The following is a 19,279-nucleotide window of genomic DNA, read 5'->3' as shown; positions in this document are numbered from 1 at the left end:
ACGCGCCCGGCCGCCTGTTTCACGCATCACGCCGACGCGGCCTGTCCGCCAGCAACGTGCGCTGCGTGCGATAGAAGATCCGCGGCGGCACGTTCGGCGAGTCTTCGGCGAGACGGTCGAGTTCGGTACGGATCCCGGTGAGGTAGTGCGCTTCGCGCGCATCGGCGTCGCCGGCAAACACCGCTTCGAGCCGCCGACGCACCGCGCCATAGCGCGCACCGGCCGCGCGATGCTTCTCGGCACGCTCCGCATAGCGCAGGAACGTCTGCAACGCGGCCGACATCGCCGCCGCCACGCTGACGAGCCCAACGACTATCCGCATCTCGATCGACACCGGCGGCGCGCTCAACGACGCGAACACCGCCGTGCCGACGAACGCGGTCAGCGCGGTCACGAGCCAGCCCATGCGGCGCTCGCGCGCCGACAGCAGATCTGCCATGTCGTAATGGCTCATCTGCGATTCGCGCGCGCGGCGAATCCATTTCAACAGCAGCTCGGTTTCGTCGACGGGCGGCTCGTAGGCGGGCAGGGTCGTCATCGTTCAGCGTTCGGGACGCGCATCAATCGTAGGAAAACGAGCTGCCGAACTTCTCGATCCGCTCCAGCGCCATGCCCGAGCCGCGTACGACGCAGGTCAGCGGCGCCTCTGCAACGAACACCGGCAGGCCGGTTTCCTCGGCGAGCAGACGGTCGAGATCGCGCAGCAGCGCGCCGCCACCCGCGAGCGTGATGCCGCGCTCGGCGATGTCCGCGCCGAGTTCCGGCGGCGTCTGTTCCAGCGCGATCTTCACCGACGACACGATCTGATTCAGCGGATCGGTCAGCGCTTCGAGGATCTCGTTGCTCGACACCGTGAAGCTGCGCGGAATGCCCTCGGACATGTTGCGGCCTTTGACTTCCATCTCCATGACCTCGGAGCCCGGAAACGCGGAGCCGATTTCCTTCTTGATCGCCTCGGCGGTCTGCTCGCCGATCAGCATGCCGTAGTTGCGGCGGATGTAGTTGACGATGGCGTCGTCGAACTTGTCGCCGCCGACGCGCACCGAGCCTTTGTACACAATGCCGCCGAGCGAGATCACGCCGACCTCGGTGGTGCCGCCGCCGATATCGACGACCATCGAACCGGTTGCATCCGACACCGGCAGGCCGGCGCCCGTCGCCGCGGCCATCGGTTCCTCGATCAGATAGACCTGCGAGGCGCCCGCGCTATGCGCGGCCTCCTTGATCGCGCGGCGCTCGACCTGGGTCGAACCGCACGGCACGCAGATGATGATGCGCGGCGATGGCGCAAACAGCCGCGACTCGTGCGCCATCTGGATGAAGCGCTTGATCATCTGCTGGGTGATGTTGAAATCGGCGATCACGCCGTCTTTCATCGGGCGGATCGCCTCGATGTTGCCCGGTACCTTGCCGAGCATCTGCTTCGCTTCGCGGCCCACGGCGAGGATGATCTTCTTGCCGTTCGGCCCGCCTTCCTGGCGGATCGACACGACCGACGGCTCGTCGAGAACGATGCCCTTGCCGCGCATGTAGATCAGCGTGTTCGACGTACCGAGGTCGATTGCCAGGTCGTTGGAAAAGTAGCCGCGCAGAAAACCGAACATGCGTATTCCTGTCTTTGCGAAGGCGGGCGCATGAGCGCCGCCGGGAGCTTGTCGGGGTCTGCCGCTTGCACGCGGCGGGCGGCCAGAGCGGCCGCGCGACAGCAAGAATAGCAGTTTATCGGCGGGCGCGGCCGCACTATCGTCCGCTATCTGCCGCTCGCCGGCCCCAGCCGCGCCGCGATCGTGCGGCATGCCGCAAGCAGCGGCTCGATGTAAGTGGCTTGCACATCGTCGCGGCGGCGGAAGGTCGGCATGCTGATGCTCACGCAGCCGGCCGCGCGGCCGTCCGGGCCGCGAATCGCGGCGCCGTAGCAGCAGATCGATACTTCGTTCTCCTCGTGGTCTTCCGCGTAGCCGCGTTGCGCGGTCGCGTCGAGCTCGCGGCGCACGGCGTCGAGGTCGGTCAGCGTGTGCTCGGTGAAACGCTCGAGCGGCGCGTTCTTCAGCAGCGCCTCGCGCTCGGCCACGCTGAGTGTCGCCAGATACGCCTTGCCGACCGAACTCGACGTCAGCGACACACGCGTGCCGATGCGCGATGCCATGCGCACCGCGTGCGGGCTTTCGAGCTTTTCGATGTAGACCATCTCGCCCTGGCTGGGCACCGCGAGGTGGATCGTCTCCGATGTGAAGTCGCGCAACGCCATCAACGCATCGACGGCCGCGAGCCGCAGGTCCGAGCGCTCCCAGCTATGGCTCGCAAGGTTGATCAGGCGCGGTCCGAGGCCGAAGGTGTTGGCGCTGCCGCTCGCGACGATCAGCCCTTCAGCCTGCAAAGCCGCGACGATGCGATGGACGGTCGGGCGTGGATAGCCGCTCGCCGCGCTCAGCTTCGCGACGTTGGGCGGCGTTGGCGCATCGGCGATCAGTTGCAGCACGGCGATGAACTTCGAGAACGCGGCGGCGCCGGCGACGGCCTTGGAGTCGGCTTTGTGGTCGGCGTGCCCGACAGCGTCATGGCCGGCGGCGCCAGCATGGGAATGGGGTTTGGAAGCGGAACTCGACATCACAAAGAGGCAGGGCAGGGGTACGCAATTATGCCTTTATCGATGGCGTCGAACGACGGCGGAACCGCTTCACGCGACGACCCGATCACGCGACGAGATATCCGCCGTCGACCGGCACGATTGCGCCCGTCATGAACGACGCCGCCGGCGAGCACAGGAACACCGCGACCTGCGCGACTTCCTGCGGCGTGCCCCAGCGACGCAGCGGCGTACGTTCCAGAATCGCCAGCGAGCGGCCATCGTCGTCCTGCAACGCCTGGGTGAGCGGCGTTGCGATCCAGCCCGGCGCGACCGCATTGACGCGAATGCCGTCGGCGGCATAGGCGATCGCGAGCGACTTCGTTAGCTGCGCCACCGCGCCCTTGCTCGCGCTATAAGCGGGCACGAGAGCGCCGCCGAAAAAACTCAGCATCGACGCCGTATTGACGATGCAGCCCGCCGACGCCTTCAACGAGTCGCGCGCGGCGGCGCACACGCGCATCGTGCCGTTCAGATTGATATCCATCACGCGTTCGAACACGTCGAGCCGATGTTCTTCGACGCGGCTGATCACGCCGGCGCAGTTGACCACGATGTCGAGACGCTCGAACGCGTTCACCGCGGCCGTGACGGCGTTGCCCGAGCGGACATCCAGCGTGACGCGCGCAATCTCGCGATTGAGCGTATCGGGCGTGCCTTCGGGCAGCGGCAAACCAGCCGCCACCGTGTGCGCGCCAAGCTGCGCGAGCGTGTTGGCGATCGCCGCGCCGATACCGGACAAGCCGCCGGTCACGAGCGCAGTCTTGCCTTCGAGGAGCTGGTTCTGGAACGTCATGGGAGAAGCCGCCTCAGGTGGGTTGGGTCTCGATCGAGCTCGCGAGCGGCGCGGGCGCCACTTCCTGGACGACGAACAGATAGACGAGCGCCGCCGCGAACGCGACGGCCGCGCTGATCAGTAGCGCGTTGACGAACGAATGCGTCCGATCGACGACGATGCCGGTGATTACCGGCGCGAACGAGCCGCCCAGATAGCCACCGAAGTTCTGCATGCTGCCGAGCGACGCCACCAGATGTCGCGGCGCGGCGACGCTGACGAGCGCCCATGCGCTGCCGCTCGACAGGTTCACGAACAGCATCGCGAGCGACACGTAGACGATCGCGAGCGTCGTGCTCGGTGTGTAGGCGGCCGGCACCGTGAATGCGGCCGCGCCGACGAGACCGACGCACAGCGGCCACTTGCGGCTGCGGATCGGCGCCATGCCGCGCTTCAACAGATAGTCGGCGATCACGCCGCTGCTCGCCATGCCGATCGTGCCGAACACATACGGAATCGCGACGAGCCAGCCGGTGTGCGCGATGCTCAGATGACGCTCACGCTCCAGATAGCCGGGCAGCCACGTCAGATAGAGCCACACCATGTAGATCACGCCCATGAAGCCGAAGATCATGCCCCACGTGTTGCGCAGCTTGAACAGCGCGCCCCATTCGGACCAGCTGAGGCCCTGCGGATTCTCCTGGCCGGTCGCGCCTTCGTTCAGATGCGCGGTTTCTTCTTCGGTCAGCGCGATTTCGCTGCGATTGCGATAGACGAGGTACCACGCGAGCGCGACGACAACGCCGACCACGCCCATGATGACGAACATCGTTCGCCATCCGAAGGAAAGCATCAGCACCGTGAGCAGCGGCGGTGCGATCATCGGCGCAATGGTGGATGACGAGATGAAGGTGCCGATCGGCGTGCCGCGCTCGCGTACCGCGAACCATTCGCTGACGACTTTCGCGCCGGCCGGAAACAGCGGCGCCTCGGCGATGCCGAGCACGACGCGCGCCGTGAGGAAGTGATTGAGCGTCTGGATGAAGCCGCCCGCGACCTGGGCGATCGACCACACGAGCATGCCGAGGCCGAGCATCACGCGCGATCCGAAACGGTCCAGCAGCGCGCCGACCGGCAACTGCGCGAACGCATACGACAACGAGAACGCGGACAGCAGCAGCCCCATCTGCGACGCGGACAGATGCAATTCCTCGCTGACCAGATGATTCGCGATCGACAGCGTGCTGCGGTCGAGATAATTGACGATCCCCGCCACCGTCAGGAAGACGACGGCGACCACCTGGATACGTTTCAGACGCTGCGACTTCTGAAGCATGTTTGTCTCCTGCGCAATGGGTCCTGCTGTGTGGGAATGGTGTTGCCGTGCCTGTCGGTATTGCGGTGTCCTGGCTGTTGGTTCTGTTGGGGGCTTGCGCGGCCTTTTAACGGACGAACTGCTCGACGTAGTCTTCGCCGAGGCCCACCGCCGCGTAGTGCTTGCGGCACATGTCGATCTTCGTGAATACGTCTTCGTAACCGGTGTAGTTCCCGTACGGATCGCAATAGAACATCACGCCGTTGACCTGGAAGTACGTGATCATTTCCTCGACGTCCTCGGGCACATATAACGTATGCGTTTCGCCCGGCGGCTCGTACACGTAGCTGCCTTCGGTCGCGACCCAGTCATGCTCGAGATAACGCCAGCGGCCCTTGAGCACCATGCCGTGCACGGCCTGCGGATGACGATGCCGGCTCAACACACCCGAGCGGCGTACGCGCAGCAGATTCATCCAGTATCCCTGCGACGCATTCAGGCACAGTGGGCGGAACGACACGTTTTCTGCCTGCGGGACCCACACGCGTTCGTCGGTCGGAATCGCGAAGGGCACGACGATTTCCTTTTGCGCTTCCTTCGGGAACGATAGCTGGTACGGCGTCAGGTCGGATGGATTGGCCTCTGGCATGGGAAATTCCTCGCGAAGTGCGCAGAAAAAAGCAATGTCCACATTGTGGATAAAAAGTCCACGATATGGTTATTATCCGAACCGCTTTGGGCGGGGTCAATCCTGGGGAAATTACTGGTGAGGCACGATAAAGCGACGCCGCACTCGTTCTCGAACCGCGCGAAAGATGCACGTGTTGCTATCTCATAAAAGCCGCACGACACGAAAAAAGCGCCTAAAACAAGGCCTGCGCGCGCATTCTGATCGAACACCATCTTTAAGTCTGCTTTAAGTGGAGGCCACTACATTACGCATCCTCCACGTAACCCTCCGCAAGACTCCCTGACTATGACCACCAAAAACTATTGGCGCGGTAGCGCCGCGATCTGCGCTGTCCTCGCAATCGGCGGCGCGTATGCGCTGAGCCATCGCAATGCCGATGCGTCGGTGAACGACGCGCAGGGATCGACGTCGTCGCTGCACGCGGCGGCGGATGTCGTCGGCTCGCGCTCGTCGGCACCGGACTTCTCCAGCATCGTGACGCGCTATGGCCCGGCGGTCGTGCATATCGGCGTGAAACAAGCCGCGTCGGTCGACGAGAACGGTCAACGCAAGAGCGGCGGCGAAGCGCTCGGCTCGGGCTTCATCATCAGCCAGGACGGGTACATCCTGACCAACAATCACGTCGTCGACGGCGCGACCAGCGTGACCGTGAAGCTCACCGACGGCCGCGAATTCCACGCGCGCGTGATCGGCAAGGACAAGGCCACCGACGTCGCCGTCGTCAAGATCGACGCGACCAATCTGCCGACCGTGAAAATCGGCAACCCGGACAGCAGCAAGGTCGGCGAATGGGTCGTGGCGATCGGCTCGCCGTACGGCTTCGACAGCACGGTGACCTCGGGCATCATCAGCGCGAAATCGCGCTCGTTCTCCGACGATAGCCCGATCCCGTTCATCCAGACCGATGTGCCGGTCAACCCGGGCAACTCGGGCGGTCCGCTGTTCAACCTGAACGGCGAAGTGATCGGCATCAACTCGATGATCTACTCGCGCACCGGCGGCTTCCAGGGACTGTCGTTCGCCATCCCGATCGACGCGGCGATGCACGTGAAGGACCAGCTCGTGAGTACCGGTCACGTGAGCCGCGGCCGCATCGGCGTGGGCGTGCAGCCGCTCAGCGCCGACAAGGCCAAGGCGCTCGGCCTCGACTCGACGGGCGGCGCACTGGTCGGCTCGGTCGATCCGAATGGTCCCGCGCACGCAGCCGGTCTGCGCCAGGGCGACGTGATCGTCGGCGTGAACGGCAAGCATATTGGTAACACGACCGAATTGATCGGTCAGGTCGCGCAACTGTCGCCGGGCAGCAAAGCGACGATCAGCGTGTGGCGCAACGGCGGCGAAAGCAAGCTGGCGGTGACGGTGGGCGCGCAGCAAGCGTCGGACATGGCGTCGGCCGCGCCACGCGAAGAGCAGCAGGAACAACCGCAGCAGCAAAACCGTCCGCGTCTCGGCGTCGCCGTGCGTGCGCTGACTCAGGACGAACAGCAGCAAGCGCAGCTGCCGGGCGGCGTGGTGGTGCAGCAGTCCACCGGTCCGGCCGCCGAAGCCGGCATTCAGGCGGGCGACATCATTGTTGCCGTCGACGGCAAGGTGATTCACGGCGTCGAGCAACTGCGCCGCATGATCGCTCAGGCGGACGACAGCGTGTCTGTCACCGTGGTGCGCGATGGTGAACAAGCATCGGTCGACGTAACGCTTGGCTGATGAGTAGAATCCGCCGGTGCAATGCCGGCGGCGGGCACGACGCGCTGCTGTGGCGCGCGTGCCTCAGTTGGACGGGTGGCCCCCCTCAGCGTGAGACGTGCTTTGCGAGACGTTCCGCGGCTCGTCGGGCCCGCCCCCCAATGCGACGTAAAGCGACACCCCGTTCTGCAAAGCCGTCGCCCGAAGCTGGATCAGCTGCTGCTCGGCGGCAAACTGATTGCGTCGCGCATCGACCACCTCGAGATAGATCGAGATCCCATTTTCGTAGCGCAGCTCCGCCGTTTCGGCCAGTTGCCGCTGCGCCTGCACCGCCTGTTCCTGCGCCGCGATCTGTTCCTTGTAGCGTTGTCGCGCGACCAATGCGTCGGACACTTCACGAAACGCGTTCTGCACCGTGCGCTGATAATCGGCGACCAGTTCGTCGCGTCGCGCGCGCGCCTGCGATAGTTGCGCCTGGCGCTGTCCCGCATCGAAGATCGGCATGCCGACCAGCGCGCCGAACGACCACGCCTGCTTGGCCGGCACGAACAGATCGCCGAGTTCGGGCGACACATATCCGAAGCTACCCGTCAGCGCGATGCGTGGAAAGAAGTCCGCGCGAGCGGCGCCGATGTCGGCATTGGCTGCGCGCAGTTGCTGCTCGGCCTGCTGGATGTCCGGCCGGTCGATCAGCAGTGCGGAGGGCAGGCCCGCATCGAGCTCGCGGAACTGCGCGGCGTCGGCGATCGGCGGCGCCGGCGGTAGCGGCCCGCTGAGGGGCCCGCCGATCAGCACCTCGAGCAGATGGCGCTGCTGCGCGGTGGTCCGTTGCAGCTCGGCCAACTGCGTCTGCGCCTGCGTGACCAGAATGACCGCCTGGTCGTAATCGACCATCGACGTGACGCCCGCGTCGAGCCGCATCTTCGCGACTTCCAGCGCGTAGCGCCGACTGTCGAGCGTCCGTTGTGCAAGCTCGATGCCTTCCTCGCCCGAGCGGATCGCGTAGTAGTTCGACGCGACATTGCCGATCAGCGACAAACGAAACGCGTGCTGCGCGTCGACGGTGGCCAGATATCGACGCCGCGCGGCTTCGCTGGTGTTGCGCACGCGCCCCCAGAAGTCGAGTTCGAACGACGTCACCGCGGCCTGCACGTTGTACTGGTTGAACTGGACCGAGATGTCCGTGTTGTCGAACTCGGGATCGATCGAACCGAGCGGCGCCCTGGTGCGGGTCGCACCCGCGTTCGCATTGACCTGCGGCAAACGCGCGGCGTTCTGGATGCGATAAAACGCGCGCGCCTGCTCGATGTGCGCGATCGACGCGGCGAGATCGCGGTTGTGCTCGAGCGCCGCCTCGATCAGCAGCTTCAGTTGCGGATCGGCGAAGAAGGTCTGCCAGTCGACTTCGTTTGCCAGATGCGCGGTCGCCGGATTGGCGGTCTCCGTCGTGTCGAAACGATCCGCGATCGGCAATTGGGGCTGCTGATAGTTCGGCGCAAAGTTACAGGCGGCGAGCGAGCAGCAGAAGAGGGGCAGCACCAGGCGCACATGAAGGCATTTACGCATCGCGCTGCCCTCCACCCGAATCGCGCGGCATGGCCGTCGGCAGATCGTCATCGTCGAGATCGATGCTGCGTTTCTTGCGGCTCAGCCAGCGTCGCGCGGCGACATAGAACAGCGGCGTAAAGAAGACGCCGAACATGGTCGCGGTCAGCATGCTGCCCATCACGCCGGTGCCGACCGCGCGGCGGCTCGCCGCGCCCGCGCCGGTCGCGAGCACGAGCGGCAGCATGCCCAACACGAACGTGACGCTCGTCATCAGAATCGGGCGCAGACGCTGCTGTGCGCCGCTTTTGGCGGCGGCTAGCGCGTCCCTTCCTTCGGATTCCTCCTTGATCGCAAATTCGACGATGAGGATGGCGTTCTTCGCGGCAAGGCCGATGATCGTCACGAGGCCGATGTTGAAATACACGTCCGCGGACAGTCCACGCAGCATCGTCAACAGTACCGCGCCGATCACGCCGAACGGGATGATCAGCAACACCGCGACCGGAATCGCCCAGCTCTCGTACAGCGCCGCGAGCAACAGGAACACGACCACGAGCGACAGCCCGAGCAGCATGCCGATCTGGCCGCTCGCCTGTTTTTCCTCGAGCGCGGTGCCGGTCCATTCGTAAGTCAGGTTGCCGGTCAACACGTGCGACGCGATGCGCTCCATTTCGGCGATCGCCGCGCCGCTCGAGCGGCCGGGCGCGGCCTGACCCGACAGCGTCGCGGATGGAAAGCCGTTATAACGTTCGAGCTGCTGCGGTCCGGAAATCCAGCGCACGCGCGTGAACGCCGAGAACGGCACCATCTCGCCGCGGTTATTGCGCAAGCGCAGCGAAGTCACGTCCTCGGCACGCATGCGTTGCTCGGCGTCCGCCTGCAACAGCACGCGCAGCACGTTGCCCTCGAACACGAAGTCGTTCACGTAGTTCGAGCCGAACGTCAGCGCAAGCGCCTGGTTGACCTGACCGATTTGCAGGCCTAACGCGCGCGCCTTCACGCGGTCGATCTCGACATACAGTTGCGGCGCTTCCGGCATGCCCTCGGTGCGCACACCCGCGAGAAGGGGGCTTTGCGACGCCTCGATCATCATCCGCCGCGCGGCCTGTTGCAGCGCTTCGCCGCCGATGCCGCTGCGATCCTGGATCTTCATCGTGAAGCCGGTCGCGTTGCCGAGCGACGGAATCGGCGGCGGGTCGAGCGCAAAAATGATCGCCTCGGGAATCTGCCGAAACGCCGCATTCGCGCGACGCACCAGCGCGCTCGCCGAATTGGCCTCGCCCGAGCGCTCGTCCCACGGCTTCAGATCGACGAACGACAGAGCCGCCGATTGCCCCTGGCCAAAGAAGCTGAAGCCCGTCACGGACGCGACGTTGCGCACTTGCGGCTGAGTTCGCAGAAACGCCTCGACCTGGTCGATCGCGTGCTGCGTGCGCTGGTCGGTCGAGCCCGGCGGGCCGGTATACGTGATGAAGATATGTCCCTGGTCCTCGGTCGGCAGAAAGCCGGTCGGCAGCCGCGTGAAGAAAAACACGGTGATCGCGCAGGCCGCGACGAACACCAGCAGCCAGCGCAGCGGCGAGCGCAGCATCGCATCGACGCCCACGATATAGCGTGTGGTGCCCGCGTCGAGCCCACGATTGAAGCCGTCGAACACGCGATGCAGCAGACGCGAAGCCGCGTTCTTCGGCCGCTCTTTGGCGGCCGCCTCGCTGCGCAACAGCGCCGCGCACAACGCCGCGCCGAGTGTCAGCGCCAACATCGTCGACAGCAGGATCGACACCGCGAGCGTGACCGAAAACTGCCGGTAGATGCCGCCCGTCGAGCCCGGAAAAAACGCCATCGGAATGAACACCGCGACGAGCACCAGCGTACTCGCGATCGCCGCGCCCGATATCTGCCCGATCGCCTTCACCGTTGCGCGCGGCGCGCCGAGCCCTTCCTCGCGCATGATGCGCGCGACGTTTTCGACGACGACGATCGCGTCGTCGTTGAGGATACCGATCGCGACCACCATGCCGAACAGCGACAGAATGTTGATCGACAGCCCGAACAGGTAGAGTCCCGCGCACGTGCCGATCAACGCGATCGGCACCACGATCGTCGGGATCACGGTCGCGCGCCAGTCCTGCAGGAACAGGAACACCACGACCGTCACGAGCAACAGCGCCTCGACCATCGTGCGGATCACGCCATGCACCGAGGTCGTGATGAACGGCGTGGTGTCGAACGGCACGGTCCACACGACGCCGCGCGGGAAGATCGGCTGCAATTCGGCCATGCGCTGGCGCACCGCGTTGGCGACTGCAAGTGCGTTCGCGCCGCTCGCGAGCTGGATCGCGATCCCGGCCGACGCCTTGCCGTTGACGGTCAGGCGGTTGCCGTAGCTGTCGTTGCCGAGCTCGACGCGCGCGACGTCGCCCACCCGCACGGTCGAGCCATCCGGATTCGCGTGCACGATGATTTCGCGGAACTGCTCGGGCGTCGTGAAGCGGCTTTGCGTGACGATCTGCGCGGTGAACTCGGAGCCCGGCGCGATCGGCTGATCGCCGAGGCTGCCGCCGGCGGTCTGGCTGTTCTGCTCCTGGATCGCCTGCAACACCTCGCTGGCCGACAGCCCAAAGCCCGCGAGCTTGCGCGGATCGAGCCAGATCCGCATCGCGTACGACGAGCCGAACAGCTGCACGTCGCCGACGCCGTCGATACGGCGCAGCTCGTTGACGATGTTGTTCGACGCGAAGTTGCCCATCGCGACGGCGTCGGTGGTGCCGTCGGTCGCCTGCAGTGCAAGCAGCATCAGAAAGCCCGACGACGCCTTCGTCACGCTCAAGCCGATCTGACGGACTTCGAGCGGCAGGCGCGGTTCGACGCGGCTCAGACGGTCCTGCACCTGAGTGCGCGCGATGTCGAGATTGGTGCCGGGCTTTAGCACCACGGTGATCTGCATCGTGCCGTTCGAGCGGCTCACCGACGACATGTACAGGAAATTCTCGATGCCGTTCATCTCGTCTTCGACGATCGACGTGACGGTACGCTCGAGCGTGCTCGCGTCCGCGCCGCTGTAGACCGCGCTGATGGTGAGCGACGGCGGAGCGACGTCGGGGTACTGCTCGACCGGCAGCAGCGCGAGCGCGATCGAGCCGAACAGCACGATGAAAAGGGCGATGACCCACGCGAAGACCGGCCGGGCGACGAAGAATCGATTCATCGGCGAGCCCGTCAGTGCGCGCTCGAAGCGGGAGCGGAGGACGCGGCCGAATGCGCCGCTGGCGACGCATCAGGGGCGGGCCGCGCGTCGACCCGTTGACCGGGCTGCACCTTCTGCCAGCCATCGACGATCAGGCGCTCGCCGGGCTTCAGACCGTCGCGCACGGTCCAGAGTCCTTCGCCCTGTTCGCCGAGATCGATATTGCGGCGGACCACGGTGCCGTCGTCGGCGACCAACGCAACGCTTGCAATGCCGTTGTCGAGCTGCACCGCGCGCTCGGGAATACGGATGCCCTGCGCATTGCCCGCCGCGATGATGCGCCCGCGCACGAACTGCCCCGGCAACAGCGTGCGGTCCGGATTCGCGAACTGCGCGCGCACCGTCTGCGTACCGGTCGACGGATCGACGACGAGATCGGCGAAGTCCAGAAAACCGCGCTCGTTGTAGACCTGGCCGTTGGCAAGGATCAGTTGCACCTCGACGTGCTTCATGCTGGTCGGCTTGCGCGCGCCCGACTGGATCTGCTGCTCGACGTCGAGCATCGCGGTATTCGACTGCGTGAACACCGCGTTGATCGGCGTCAGTTGATTGACCTGCGTGAGCAGCGTGGCGGCGCCCGCGCTGACGAGCGCGCCTTCGGTGACGAGCGCGCGGCCCGCGCGTCCGGCGATCGGCGTGCGCACGATGCAGCGATCGAGCCGCAATTGCGCAAGCGAGACCGCAGCTTGCGCATCGGAGACATTGGCCTGCGCCTGCTGCATGGTCGCGAGCGCGGCGTCGTATTCCTGCGCGCTGACTGCATGACGGCCGACGAGCGGCTTGAACCGGTCCACCACCGACGCCGCGTTGTCGCGCACGGCGGTCGCGCGCGTGAGCGCGGCCTGCGCCTGCTGCAACTGCGCGCGATAGTCGCTCGCGTCGATCTGGAAGAGTGGGGCGTTGGCCGGCAGGTCCGTGCCTTCCTGATAGAGCGTGCGCTGGACGATGCCGTCGACGCGCGCGCGAATCTCGGCGGTGCGCACGGCCTCGATGCGGCCAGGCAACTCGACGATATCGGCAACAGGGGTGGTGGAAACCGTTTCGACCAGCACGGGAACCGGTGGCATCGACGCGGCGGTGGGAGTCTGCGACCGGTCGTTGCAGGCGGCAAGCAGGAGCGGCAAACCGGTGATCAGAAGCGATACGGCACGACTACGCAGGCGGAGTGCGGAGCAAAGCAAGAGAAACTCCTTTGATCAAGGCAGTCTTTTTTGCGCGTGAGATCGGTGACGGTTTTAACGGTTTGCGGTCGAATTAACTATTCAGAACGTGTGTGGGTACGTTAATGCGGGGAAAAGATTTCTGTTGATCCTACCGTGTCTGGGTGGCTTGTCAATTTATTCTTGGTGGTCGCGAGTGAAATGGACTCGCAAGGACCGGGCGGCGGACGCAGCGGTCACGAGCGGGGGATTCCCGCTCGCAGACGAGATCTTGAATGGCAATTGTCAATTACATGTCAATTGCCATCCAGCAATTGCCGCAATTCAAAGGCATGCGATTGTCATCGAAATCGATGCGACTGAAAATAATATTCCGAGTCGCCACACACTCACGTACGTTTGCGCTCCGGATGCCGCAACACCGAATGGTTGCGGCCGTATGACAGATAAATCGTCATGCCGATCACGAGCCACACGACGAGCCGCAGCCACGTGACGAGCGGCAAGCCCACCATCAGCAGCAGGCAGAACAGGATGCCGAGCACTGGCACGACCGGGACGCCGGGCGCCCGGAATGGACGCGTCGCCTCGGCGTCGCTGCGCCGCAGATAGATCACCGCGCCGCACACGAGGACGAACGCGAACAGGGTGCCGATGCTGACCATCTCGCCGAGCACGCCGATCGGTGTCAGCGCCGCGACGATCGCGACGACGGTGCCGATCAGGATCTGACTCAGATAGGGTGTATGCAGACGCAGATGGACCCTCGAGAAAAAGTGCGGCAACAAACCGTCTTGCGACATCGTGAAGAAGATGCGGCTTTGTCCATAGAGCAGCACGAGTATCACGGTGGTCAGCCCCGTCAACGCGCCGATTTTGATCAGGATCGAGAACCACGTGAGCCCGATCGCGTCGACGCCCTTGGCGATCGGATCAGGAACGTTCAGCTCGGGGTACGCAACGAGGCCGGTCAGCACGCCGGCGACGAGGATGTACAGCACCGTACAGATGATCAGCGAGCCGAGAATGCCGATCGGCATGTCGCGCTGCGGCTGTCGCGCTTCCTGCGCGGCGGTCGACACCGCATCGAAGCCGATGAACGCGAAGAACACCACGGCCGAGCCGCGCAGAATACCGCTCATGCCGAAACTGCCGAACTGGCCGGTATTGGCAGGAATGAACGGATGCCAGTGTTCCGGCTTGATGAAAAACACGCCGACGGCGATAAACGCGACCACCACGGTCAGCTTGATCGCGACCATCACGTTGTTGAGCCGTGCCGACTCCTTGGTCCCCAACACGAGCAACGTGGTCAGGATCGCGATGATCAACACCGCCGGCAGGTTGATCACGCCGGTGACCGTCGAGCCATCGGCCAGTTTGACGACGGTGCCGGGGGCGGCGGCGAGGGTAGGTGGAATGTCGATGCCGACGTTGCGCAACAGGCTCACGATATAGCCGGACCAACCGACCGCGACGGTCGCGGCGCCCATCGCGTACTCGAGGATCAGGTCCCAGCCGATGATCCACGCGAAGATCTCGCCGAGCGTCGCATACGTGTACGTGTAGCTGCTCCCGCACACGGGCAGCATCGCCGCAAGCTCCGAATAGCACAGGCCGACGAACGCGCACGCGATGCCGCCCAGCACGAACGACAGCGTGATGGCCGGCCCCGCGAACTGCGCGGCGGCGGTCCCCGTCAGCACGAAGATGCCTGCGCCGATGATCGCGCCGATGCCCATCGCGGTGATACTCGTCGCGCCCAGCGTTTTCGCCAGGTGACGGCCTTCTTCGGCGTCGGCGCTGGCGACGATATCAGCAACGGTTTTGCGTGCCATGTAACCGGTATCGGCCATGATAAGTCGTCCCTTTTCAGTGTTGATCAGGCACGAACCGGTTAGGCTGCCATCGGCTCGCGGAGCACGACAAAAACATCCGTCGCCGCGCACGGCAATGGCCACGGCAAGTGCGGAGAAAGCGTCTAACGGAAAATTCAGTCTATGCCGGATTAAGGGCAAAGTGAAATCCGCTTGCTTTGTCGGCGCGATAGGGCAGTGCGATGGCTGGCGCGCGCAGCGCCGGGCGCGCCGCGGGCCGCGGTGCATTTGTGCATAGCGATCGAAAGCAAGGCCTCTGGTTCGATTCAGGAAAACTTACGATGTGCGATTGCGGAATCGGCAAGCAAACGTGGACGAATTTCAGGCTTGCGGGGCGGACCTCAGCCGATCCGTCCGCGCCGCAGCACGCTGCTCAGACCGAGCGAGTGGCCTGGGTCGTAGTAATGAATGAGGAGTGTGCGCCGCTGTCCGTTCTGTACGTCGAAGTTCGCATGCTGAAGTGCGAAGCCGTTGAATTCATAGACGCTGCCCGGCTTGACCGGAATCCGCTTGCAGTTGCCGACACGCAGATCATGCAAGGTATGCCAGCTGCGCCAACTGAGCGGCAGGCCGTGCAGGAAGCCATGGCGTATCTTGCAGATCACGTTGGTCAGCGTCGTTACGGACAGGCGCGGCTTGCGGTACATCACGAGGTCGCCGTTGTGAACTCCGTCGGGTGCGATCTGAAGCGGAATCAGCAGCGTCAGCAAGTGCGAGTCGTAGTGGCGGCAGTGGCTCTCGGTCAACGAAGTCTTGCTCGCACAGCGCAGTACGTGGAACGGCTCAGTCGGCAAGTTTGTCTGACCGAACTTCGCAGCCATTGCGCGCGCATTCGCGCAGATCGACTGTTCGAGTTCGCGAAAGGCCTGACCGCGACGCAGCATCTCCGCAATCTCTGCGCCCGACTGCGAGCGCGGTGCCGTCGTGCCAAACAGGTGGTCGATGAACTCGTTGATTTCGACGATCGACACCTGCGGAATCACATCATCAAAAGACCTCAAAGCGACGCTTTTGTCGATTCGAATCTGCTTAGTCTCTGTATGCCCACGCACGTCTGTCAGGGTGTCCATAGCCCAAATTTCCATTCGCTTTTTGTTCTACGACCGTATTGAAAAATATCCCCTCTGAGGCGGGCATAATGTGCGCCAGCGTACATAAGGCCCTCAGGCGATTGAGCTCGATCATTAAATCTAAAGGGGATTTCTCTGACAGCTTTTGTAAATCTCGTTGGGCCGATTTGGAAAATGCTGCGACTGCGACGCTTCAGCTTTGGCCAGGCACGACATCTGAACTTTGGACTAACATGTCAAATGTTGATAATTTATCTTATGTCAAATTGTCGATTCTTCGGAAGAGGCTTCCAGTCTGCATCGCACCGGCCACCGTCGATGCGCGTGCCGCGTGTCAGCCCTCCGCCACAAGCGATGCACACCGATGCCCGGTGGACCATCGCGAATCGTCCGAACCGCGGCTCTTTCGCCTGCCACAACTGACGCCGGGTGCAGCCCGATTCAGTGACCAACAAAACTGGCGCGGCAATTCAATTCCAATTTTTATGGGCGGGCCCAATCAGAGCCATAACGAATTAAGACGCGGCCGTGCGTACAGATTAATTTATGCACGCGACATGCCGAAATTAGACAACTGTTGAATACTGCTTTGCGCACCACGAGAATAAGCTTTGTAGCGAAACCCAATGCCGCTATCGCAGCTCGCGCGGATTTTTTATCGTCGGCTATTGCCTTGTGGCTTAGAGACGTTTCGCATTTCTCTCAACCGGCGAGCGTGTCGTCGTTGAGCGACTGTGAATGGGCTACGTGCATTTCGACGTGGCGTACGGGCGCAAGGTGTTCGCCACCCTCCCACTTGCCGCGATCTGAGATGCATGTTCGAACACGCGCAGACGCTCGGCATCCGCAATCAGTCGCTTCTTCGTCATCGAGCGTCCCGCCGATCCGAAGCCCATCACCTTTTCGTACTCACGCGGCCTGCCGTGCCTGAAGCGATTAAAGAAGTCATCGCCCGGCAGGCCGTTGTCGAGGCTCATCAGGCAGCCATAGTCGAGCGACGCGCAATCGCTCAGTGAGCGCGCCGCGTCCTCCAATGCGCGATAGCGGCTTTGCAACGGTTCGTCGCGACCGAAAAGCGCGTGCAGTTCCTGATAAGTCACGAGTCTTTTGCGTTTCGCGGCGCGCAGTAGCATCGCGGCAATATCGCGGGTCCTATCCATGTTCATGTTGTTCTCCTTACCGCCTGCTTGCAAGCGCCCAATGGCAACCGATGAAAGCGCCGTCAGCTTTTATCGCGGTTATGCGTATCGAGTCGGAAACTGCCCGGCATAAAATATTTCCGGTATTGAACGACGCAGCTAAAATTAAGCGGGTGGTTACTGGATTCGGGCTTCACAACGCCACTCTGCGCGAATGTCCCGTTTACATATAATCCGCTGGAAAACGCCGTGAAGTATTTTCAATCTTCAGCACCTTTTTCGCAGCTTTCCGGCGAATCGCCACCCCGCATCGAAAAAATTCCAATTACATTCGCAAAACAGGAATCCGCGCACTCAAACGGTTCAGTCTTCCGACCTGCTGCCCGCACTTAAAAGCGCCCGACGTCAAGCCGTATGCGGCCTGGCGCTATCCGGGCCGCCAGAGCGAGCCGACTGTTTAAAATCACGTCAGTCAGGTTAGCAAACGTTAAATTCAATCGCAAGAGAGATATTTAAGATTTTAGAAAGAAAACATCGAGTAACCGCCTTACGGGCGGCTTGCGTGATTTTCTATCAGAGGAAAGACGCGATTGATTTTTTATTCTTTTGGACACAGCGAGCGGCTTTTCGATTATCTGTAGGTGGCGCGCCCTCCTCACTGTCTACCCCATAACCGATTGCAGTCCGGTCAGCGGCCCAACGGCGGAGTTCTCCGATGCATCGACCAAATGACGATTTGCCGACCGTTGCACGGCGTCTCACGGCGGGCAAGAAACTGCTCGACGGCGTTGCTGCGGCCGAAGTCGCGAGACAGATGGGCATGGCCAAGACCACCGTCGAGCGATATCGCAAGCTGTTGGAGCAAGGCGGGCTCGAGGCGCTGAGAAACATGAGCGTCGGTGGCCGCCATTCCGCACTCGCGGTGGCGGATCTGGACTGGTTGGCCCAGGCGCTGAGGGCCTCGCCGCGGGACTACGGCTTCGACGCCGATGGCTGGAGCAATGCGCGCATGCGCGAGCTGATAAGCCGTCAGTTCGGCATTTCGTACTCGCGAGTCTATGTATGGCAACTGGCCACCAGACTCGGCGTGTCTTATCGGCTCGGCCGGAATGCGCAGTAAAACGGCGGCCGTACCCAGCTAAAGCACGCGCGTGCGCATCGGCTCAGGCGCTTTCTCGTACCTTTGGCAGAAACTGCGGCGCCAGTTCGACCTCCGACCATTGGAACGGCAACGCGCCGCGACTGCGCCGCACTTCGCTCACATGAAACCGCACGAGCCGCTGCGCGCCCGCAAATGCCGCGAGTTCGTCGCCGTCCCAGATGATCTCTGCTCGCACCGCCAGACAAAGCAGATCGCCGGTTGCGAAGTCGATAAACAGCAGACCCGCGCGCGGATCGTGCACCAGGTTGCCGATCGTGTTGAAAAAGCGGTTGCCGCTGTAGTCGGGCGTAGTCAGCGTAGTTGCGTCGTCCACGCGCACGAAGCCCGGCGCACCGCCGCGATGGGAAACGTCGATCCCCTTTCCCGGGCCCGCTTCCTCGCTCAGATTCGCGCTGGCGATAAAGAAGGTGTCCGCGCTCGCGAGCAACTCGCGGTCGGCACTGCTCAGAAGCGTGGCGATCTCGGGCTGCGCGCGCGTCGCGGCCGCCTCCCGCTCGATGAAAGACGGCGCGCGGCTCTGGATATACTTCGGGCAATTGCCGAAGCTCTGCATGACTTCAACCTGCAACGTGTCGCCTGCCACGGACCGGACGACGCCATTTGCCCGATTGCGCCGCCGCGTACGCGGCTCGATGCCCAGCGCACCGAGCTGCGCGCCTTCGCGCCAACCCGCGGCGAGCGGATCGCCAGCCAACGTGCCACCTTCGATGCGCAGTGTCCGCGCATCCGGTGACGAGACGAAACCCGGCGCACCCGCACGCAGCGTGGCCCACGGCTGAGCGCTCGCATCGACGCCGCCGATCACGACGAACGGCTGCGCGGCAAAAAACTCGCGATGCTGCTCAGGCATGAATCGGCGAATGCCCCGACGTCCCATCGACTCGGCCACCTCCCGCACACCCGCGCGCTGCTGCGCATCCTGCTCGCCGGCATGAAACGGCGACGCGTCGCCTCCCCAGTTATTCAACGGGACGAACTCGGACATG

The 19,279-nt window shown here is 63.6% G+C and carries 15 protein-coding genes; 2 read left to right on the top strand and 13 right to left on the bottom strand.

What is annotated here, in order from left to right; translation table 11 throughout:
• Positions 1-19: 19 nt before the first annotated feature.
• The 6 genes from HDG37_RS10990 to HDG37_RS10965 all read right to left on the bottom strand — a co-directional run bounded on the left by HDG37_RS10990 (position 20) and on the right by HDG37_RS10965 (position 5,365).
• On the bottom strand, positions 20-538 hold the full coding sequence (locus HDG37_RS10990; protein ID WP_018425120.1) for an SLATT domain-containing protein: 519 nt from the start codon (positions 536-538) through the stop codon (positions 20-22).
• 22 nt (positions 539-560) lie between these two features.
• Positions 561-1,604 (bottom strand): rod shape-determining protein, encoded by a 1,044-nt coding sequence (locus HDG37_RS10985; RefSeq protein ID WP_013091688.1) that lies wholly within the window; start codon positions 1,602-1,604, stop codon positions 561-563.
• Positions 1,605-1,750: 146 nt separating this feature from the next.
• A complete protein-coding gene (locus HDG37_RS10980; RefSeq protein WP_184046900.1) occupies positions 1,751-2,608 on the bottom strand; it encodes an IclR family transcriptional regulator in 858 nt (285 codons plus the stop codon).
• An 85-nt stretch (positions 2,609-2,693) separates the two neighbouring features.
• Positions 2,694-3,422 carry an SDR family NAD(P)-dependent oxidoreductase gene (locus HDG37_RS10975; protein WP_184046898.1) on the bottom strand — a complete coding sequence of 243 codons (729 nt, stop codon included), beginning with the start codon at positions 3,420-3,422 and terminating at the stop codon, positions 2,694-2,696.
• A 13-nt stretch (positions 3,423-3,435) separates the two neighbouring features.
• The gene (locus HDG37_RS10970) at positions 3,436-4,737 is read right to left on the bottom strand and encodes an MFS transporter (protein ID WP_090809979.1); all 1,302 of its coding nucleotides are present in this window, start codon (positions 4,735-4,737) and stop codon (positions 3,436-3,438) included.
• A gap of 106 nt (positions 4,738-4,843) precedes the next feature.
• Complete coding sequence (locus tag HDG37_RS10965; protein ID WP_184046896.1) at positions 4,844-5,365, bottom strand: 2,4'-dihydroxyacetophenone dioxygenase family protein; 522 nt, start codon at positions 5,363-5,365, stop codon at positions 4,844-4,846.
• A 327-nt stretch (positions 5,366-5,692) separates the two neighbouring features.
• Here HDG37_RS10965 and HDG37_RS10960 point away from each other — a divergent pair, with 327 nt between their 5' ends.
• Positions 5,693-7,111: a trypsin-like peptidase domain-containing protein gene (locus tag HDG37_RS10960; RefSeq protein WP_184046894.1), complete on the top strand. Its 1,419-nt coding sequence runs from the start codon at positions 5,693-5,695 to the stop codon at positions 7,109-7,111.
• Between the two features lie 63 nt (positions 7,112-7,174).
• Here the strand turns inward: HDG37_RS10960 and HDG37_RS10955 are convergent, their stop codons facing one another.
• From HDG37_RS10955 to HDG37_RS10930, 6 genes are all read right to left on the bottom strand, one after another.
• Positions 7,175-8,656, bottom strand: a complete 1,482-nt coding sequence (locus HDG37_RS10955; protein WP_184046892.1) for an efflux transporter outer membrane subunit — start codon at positions 8,654-8,656, stop codon at positions 7,175-7,177.
• Positions 8,649-11,846, bottom strand: a complete 3,198-nt coding sequence (locus HDG37_RS10950; RefSeq protein WP_184046890.1) for a multidrug efflux RND transporter permease subunit — start codon at positions 11,844-11,846, stop codon at positions 8,649-8,651. The genes HDG37_RS10955 and HDG37_RS10950 overlap by 8 nt, the downstream gene beginning before the upstream one ends.
• 11 nt (positions 11,847-11,857) lie before the next feature.
• Entirely contained in the window at positions 11,858-13,066 is a 1,209-nt protein-coding gene (locus HDG37_RS10945) for an efflux RND transporter periplasmic adaptor subunit (protein WP_184046888.1), read from the bottom strand.
• 368 nt (positions 13,067-13,434) lie between these two features.
• Positions 13,435-14,901: an amino acid permease gene (locus tag HDG37_RS10940; protein WP_184046886.1), complete on the bottom strand. Its 1,467-nt coding sequence runs from the start codon at positions 14,899-14,901 to the stop codon at positions 13,435-13,437.
• Positions 14,902-15,263: 362 nt separating this feature from the next.
• Complete coding sequence (locus tag HDG37_RS10935; RefSeq protein WP_184046884.1) at positions 15,264-15,992, bottom strand: hypothetical protein; 729 nt, start codon at positions 15,990-15,992, stop codon at positions 15,264-15,266.
• 743 nt (positions 15,993-16,735) lie between these two features.
• Positions 16,736-17,158 carry a hypothetical protein gene (locus HDG37_RS10930; protein ID WP_184038385.1) on the bottom strand — a complete coding sequence of 141 codons (423 nt, stop codon included), beginning with the start codon at positions 17,156-17,158 and terminating at the stop codon, positions 16,736-16,738.
• Between the two features lie 688 nt (positions 17,159-17,846).
• Here HDG37_RS10930 and HDG37_RS10925 point away from each other — a divergent pair.
• Positions 17,847-18,251 carry a helix-turn-helix domain-containing protein gene (locus HDG37_RS10925; RefSeq protein WP_090809994.1) on the top strand — a complete coding sequence of 135 codons (405 nt, stop codon included), beginning with the start codon at positions 17,847-17,849 and terminating at the stop codon, positions 18,249-18,251.
• A 43-nt stretch (positions 18,252-18,294) separates the two neighbouring features.
• Here HDG37_RS10925 and HDG37_RS10920 read toward each other — a convergent pair whose 3' ends face one another.
• A complete protein-coding gene (locus HDG37_RS10920) occupies positions 18,295-19,278 on the bottom strand; it encodes a pyridoxamine 5'-phosphate oxidase family protein (protein ID WP_184046882.1) in 984 nt (327 codons plus the stop codon).
• Between the last annotated feature and the right edge of the window lies 1 nt (position 19,279).

Origin of the sequence: Paraburkholderia sp. MM5384-R2 (genome assembly GCF_014201025.1) — a bacterium.
Lineage (GTDB): Bacteria > Pseudomonadota > Gammaproteobacteria > Burkholderiales > Burkholderiaceae > Paraburkholderia > Paraburkholderia tuberum.
This window is presented reverse-complemented; position numbering and strand designations above follow the sequence as displayed.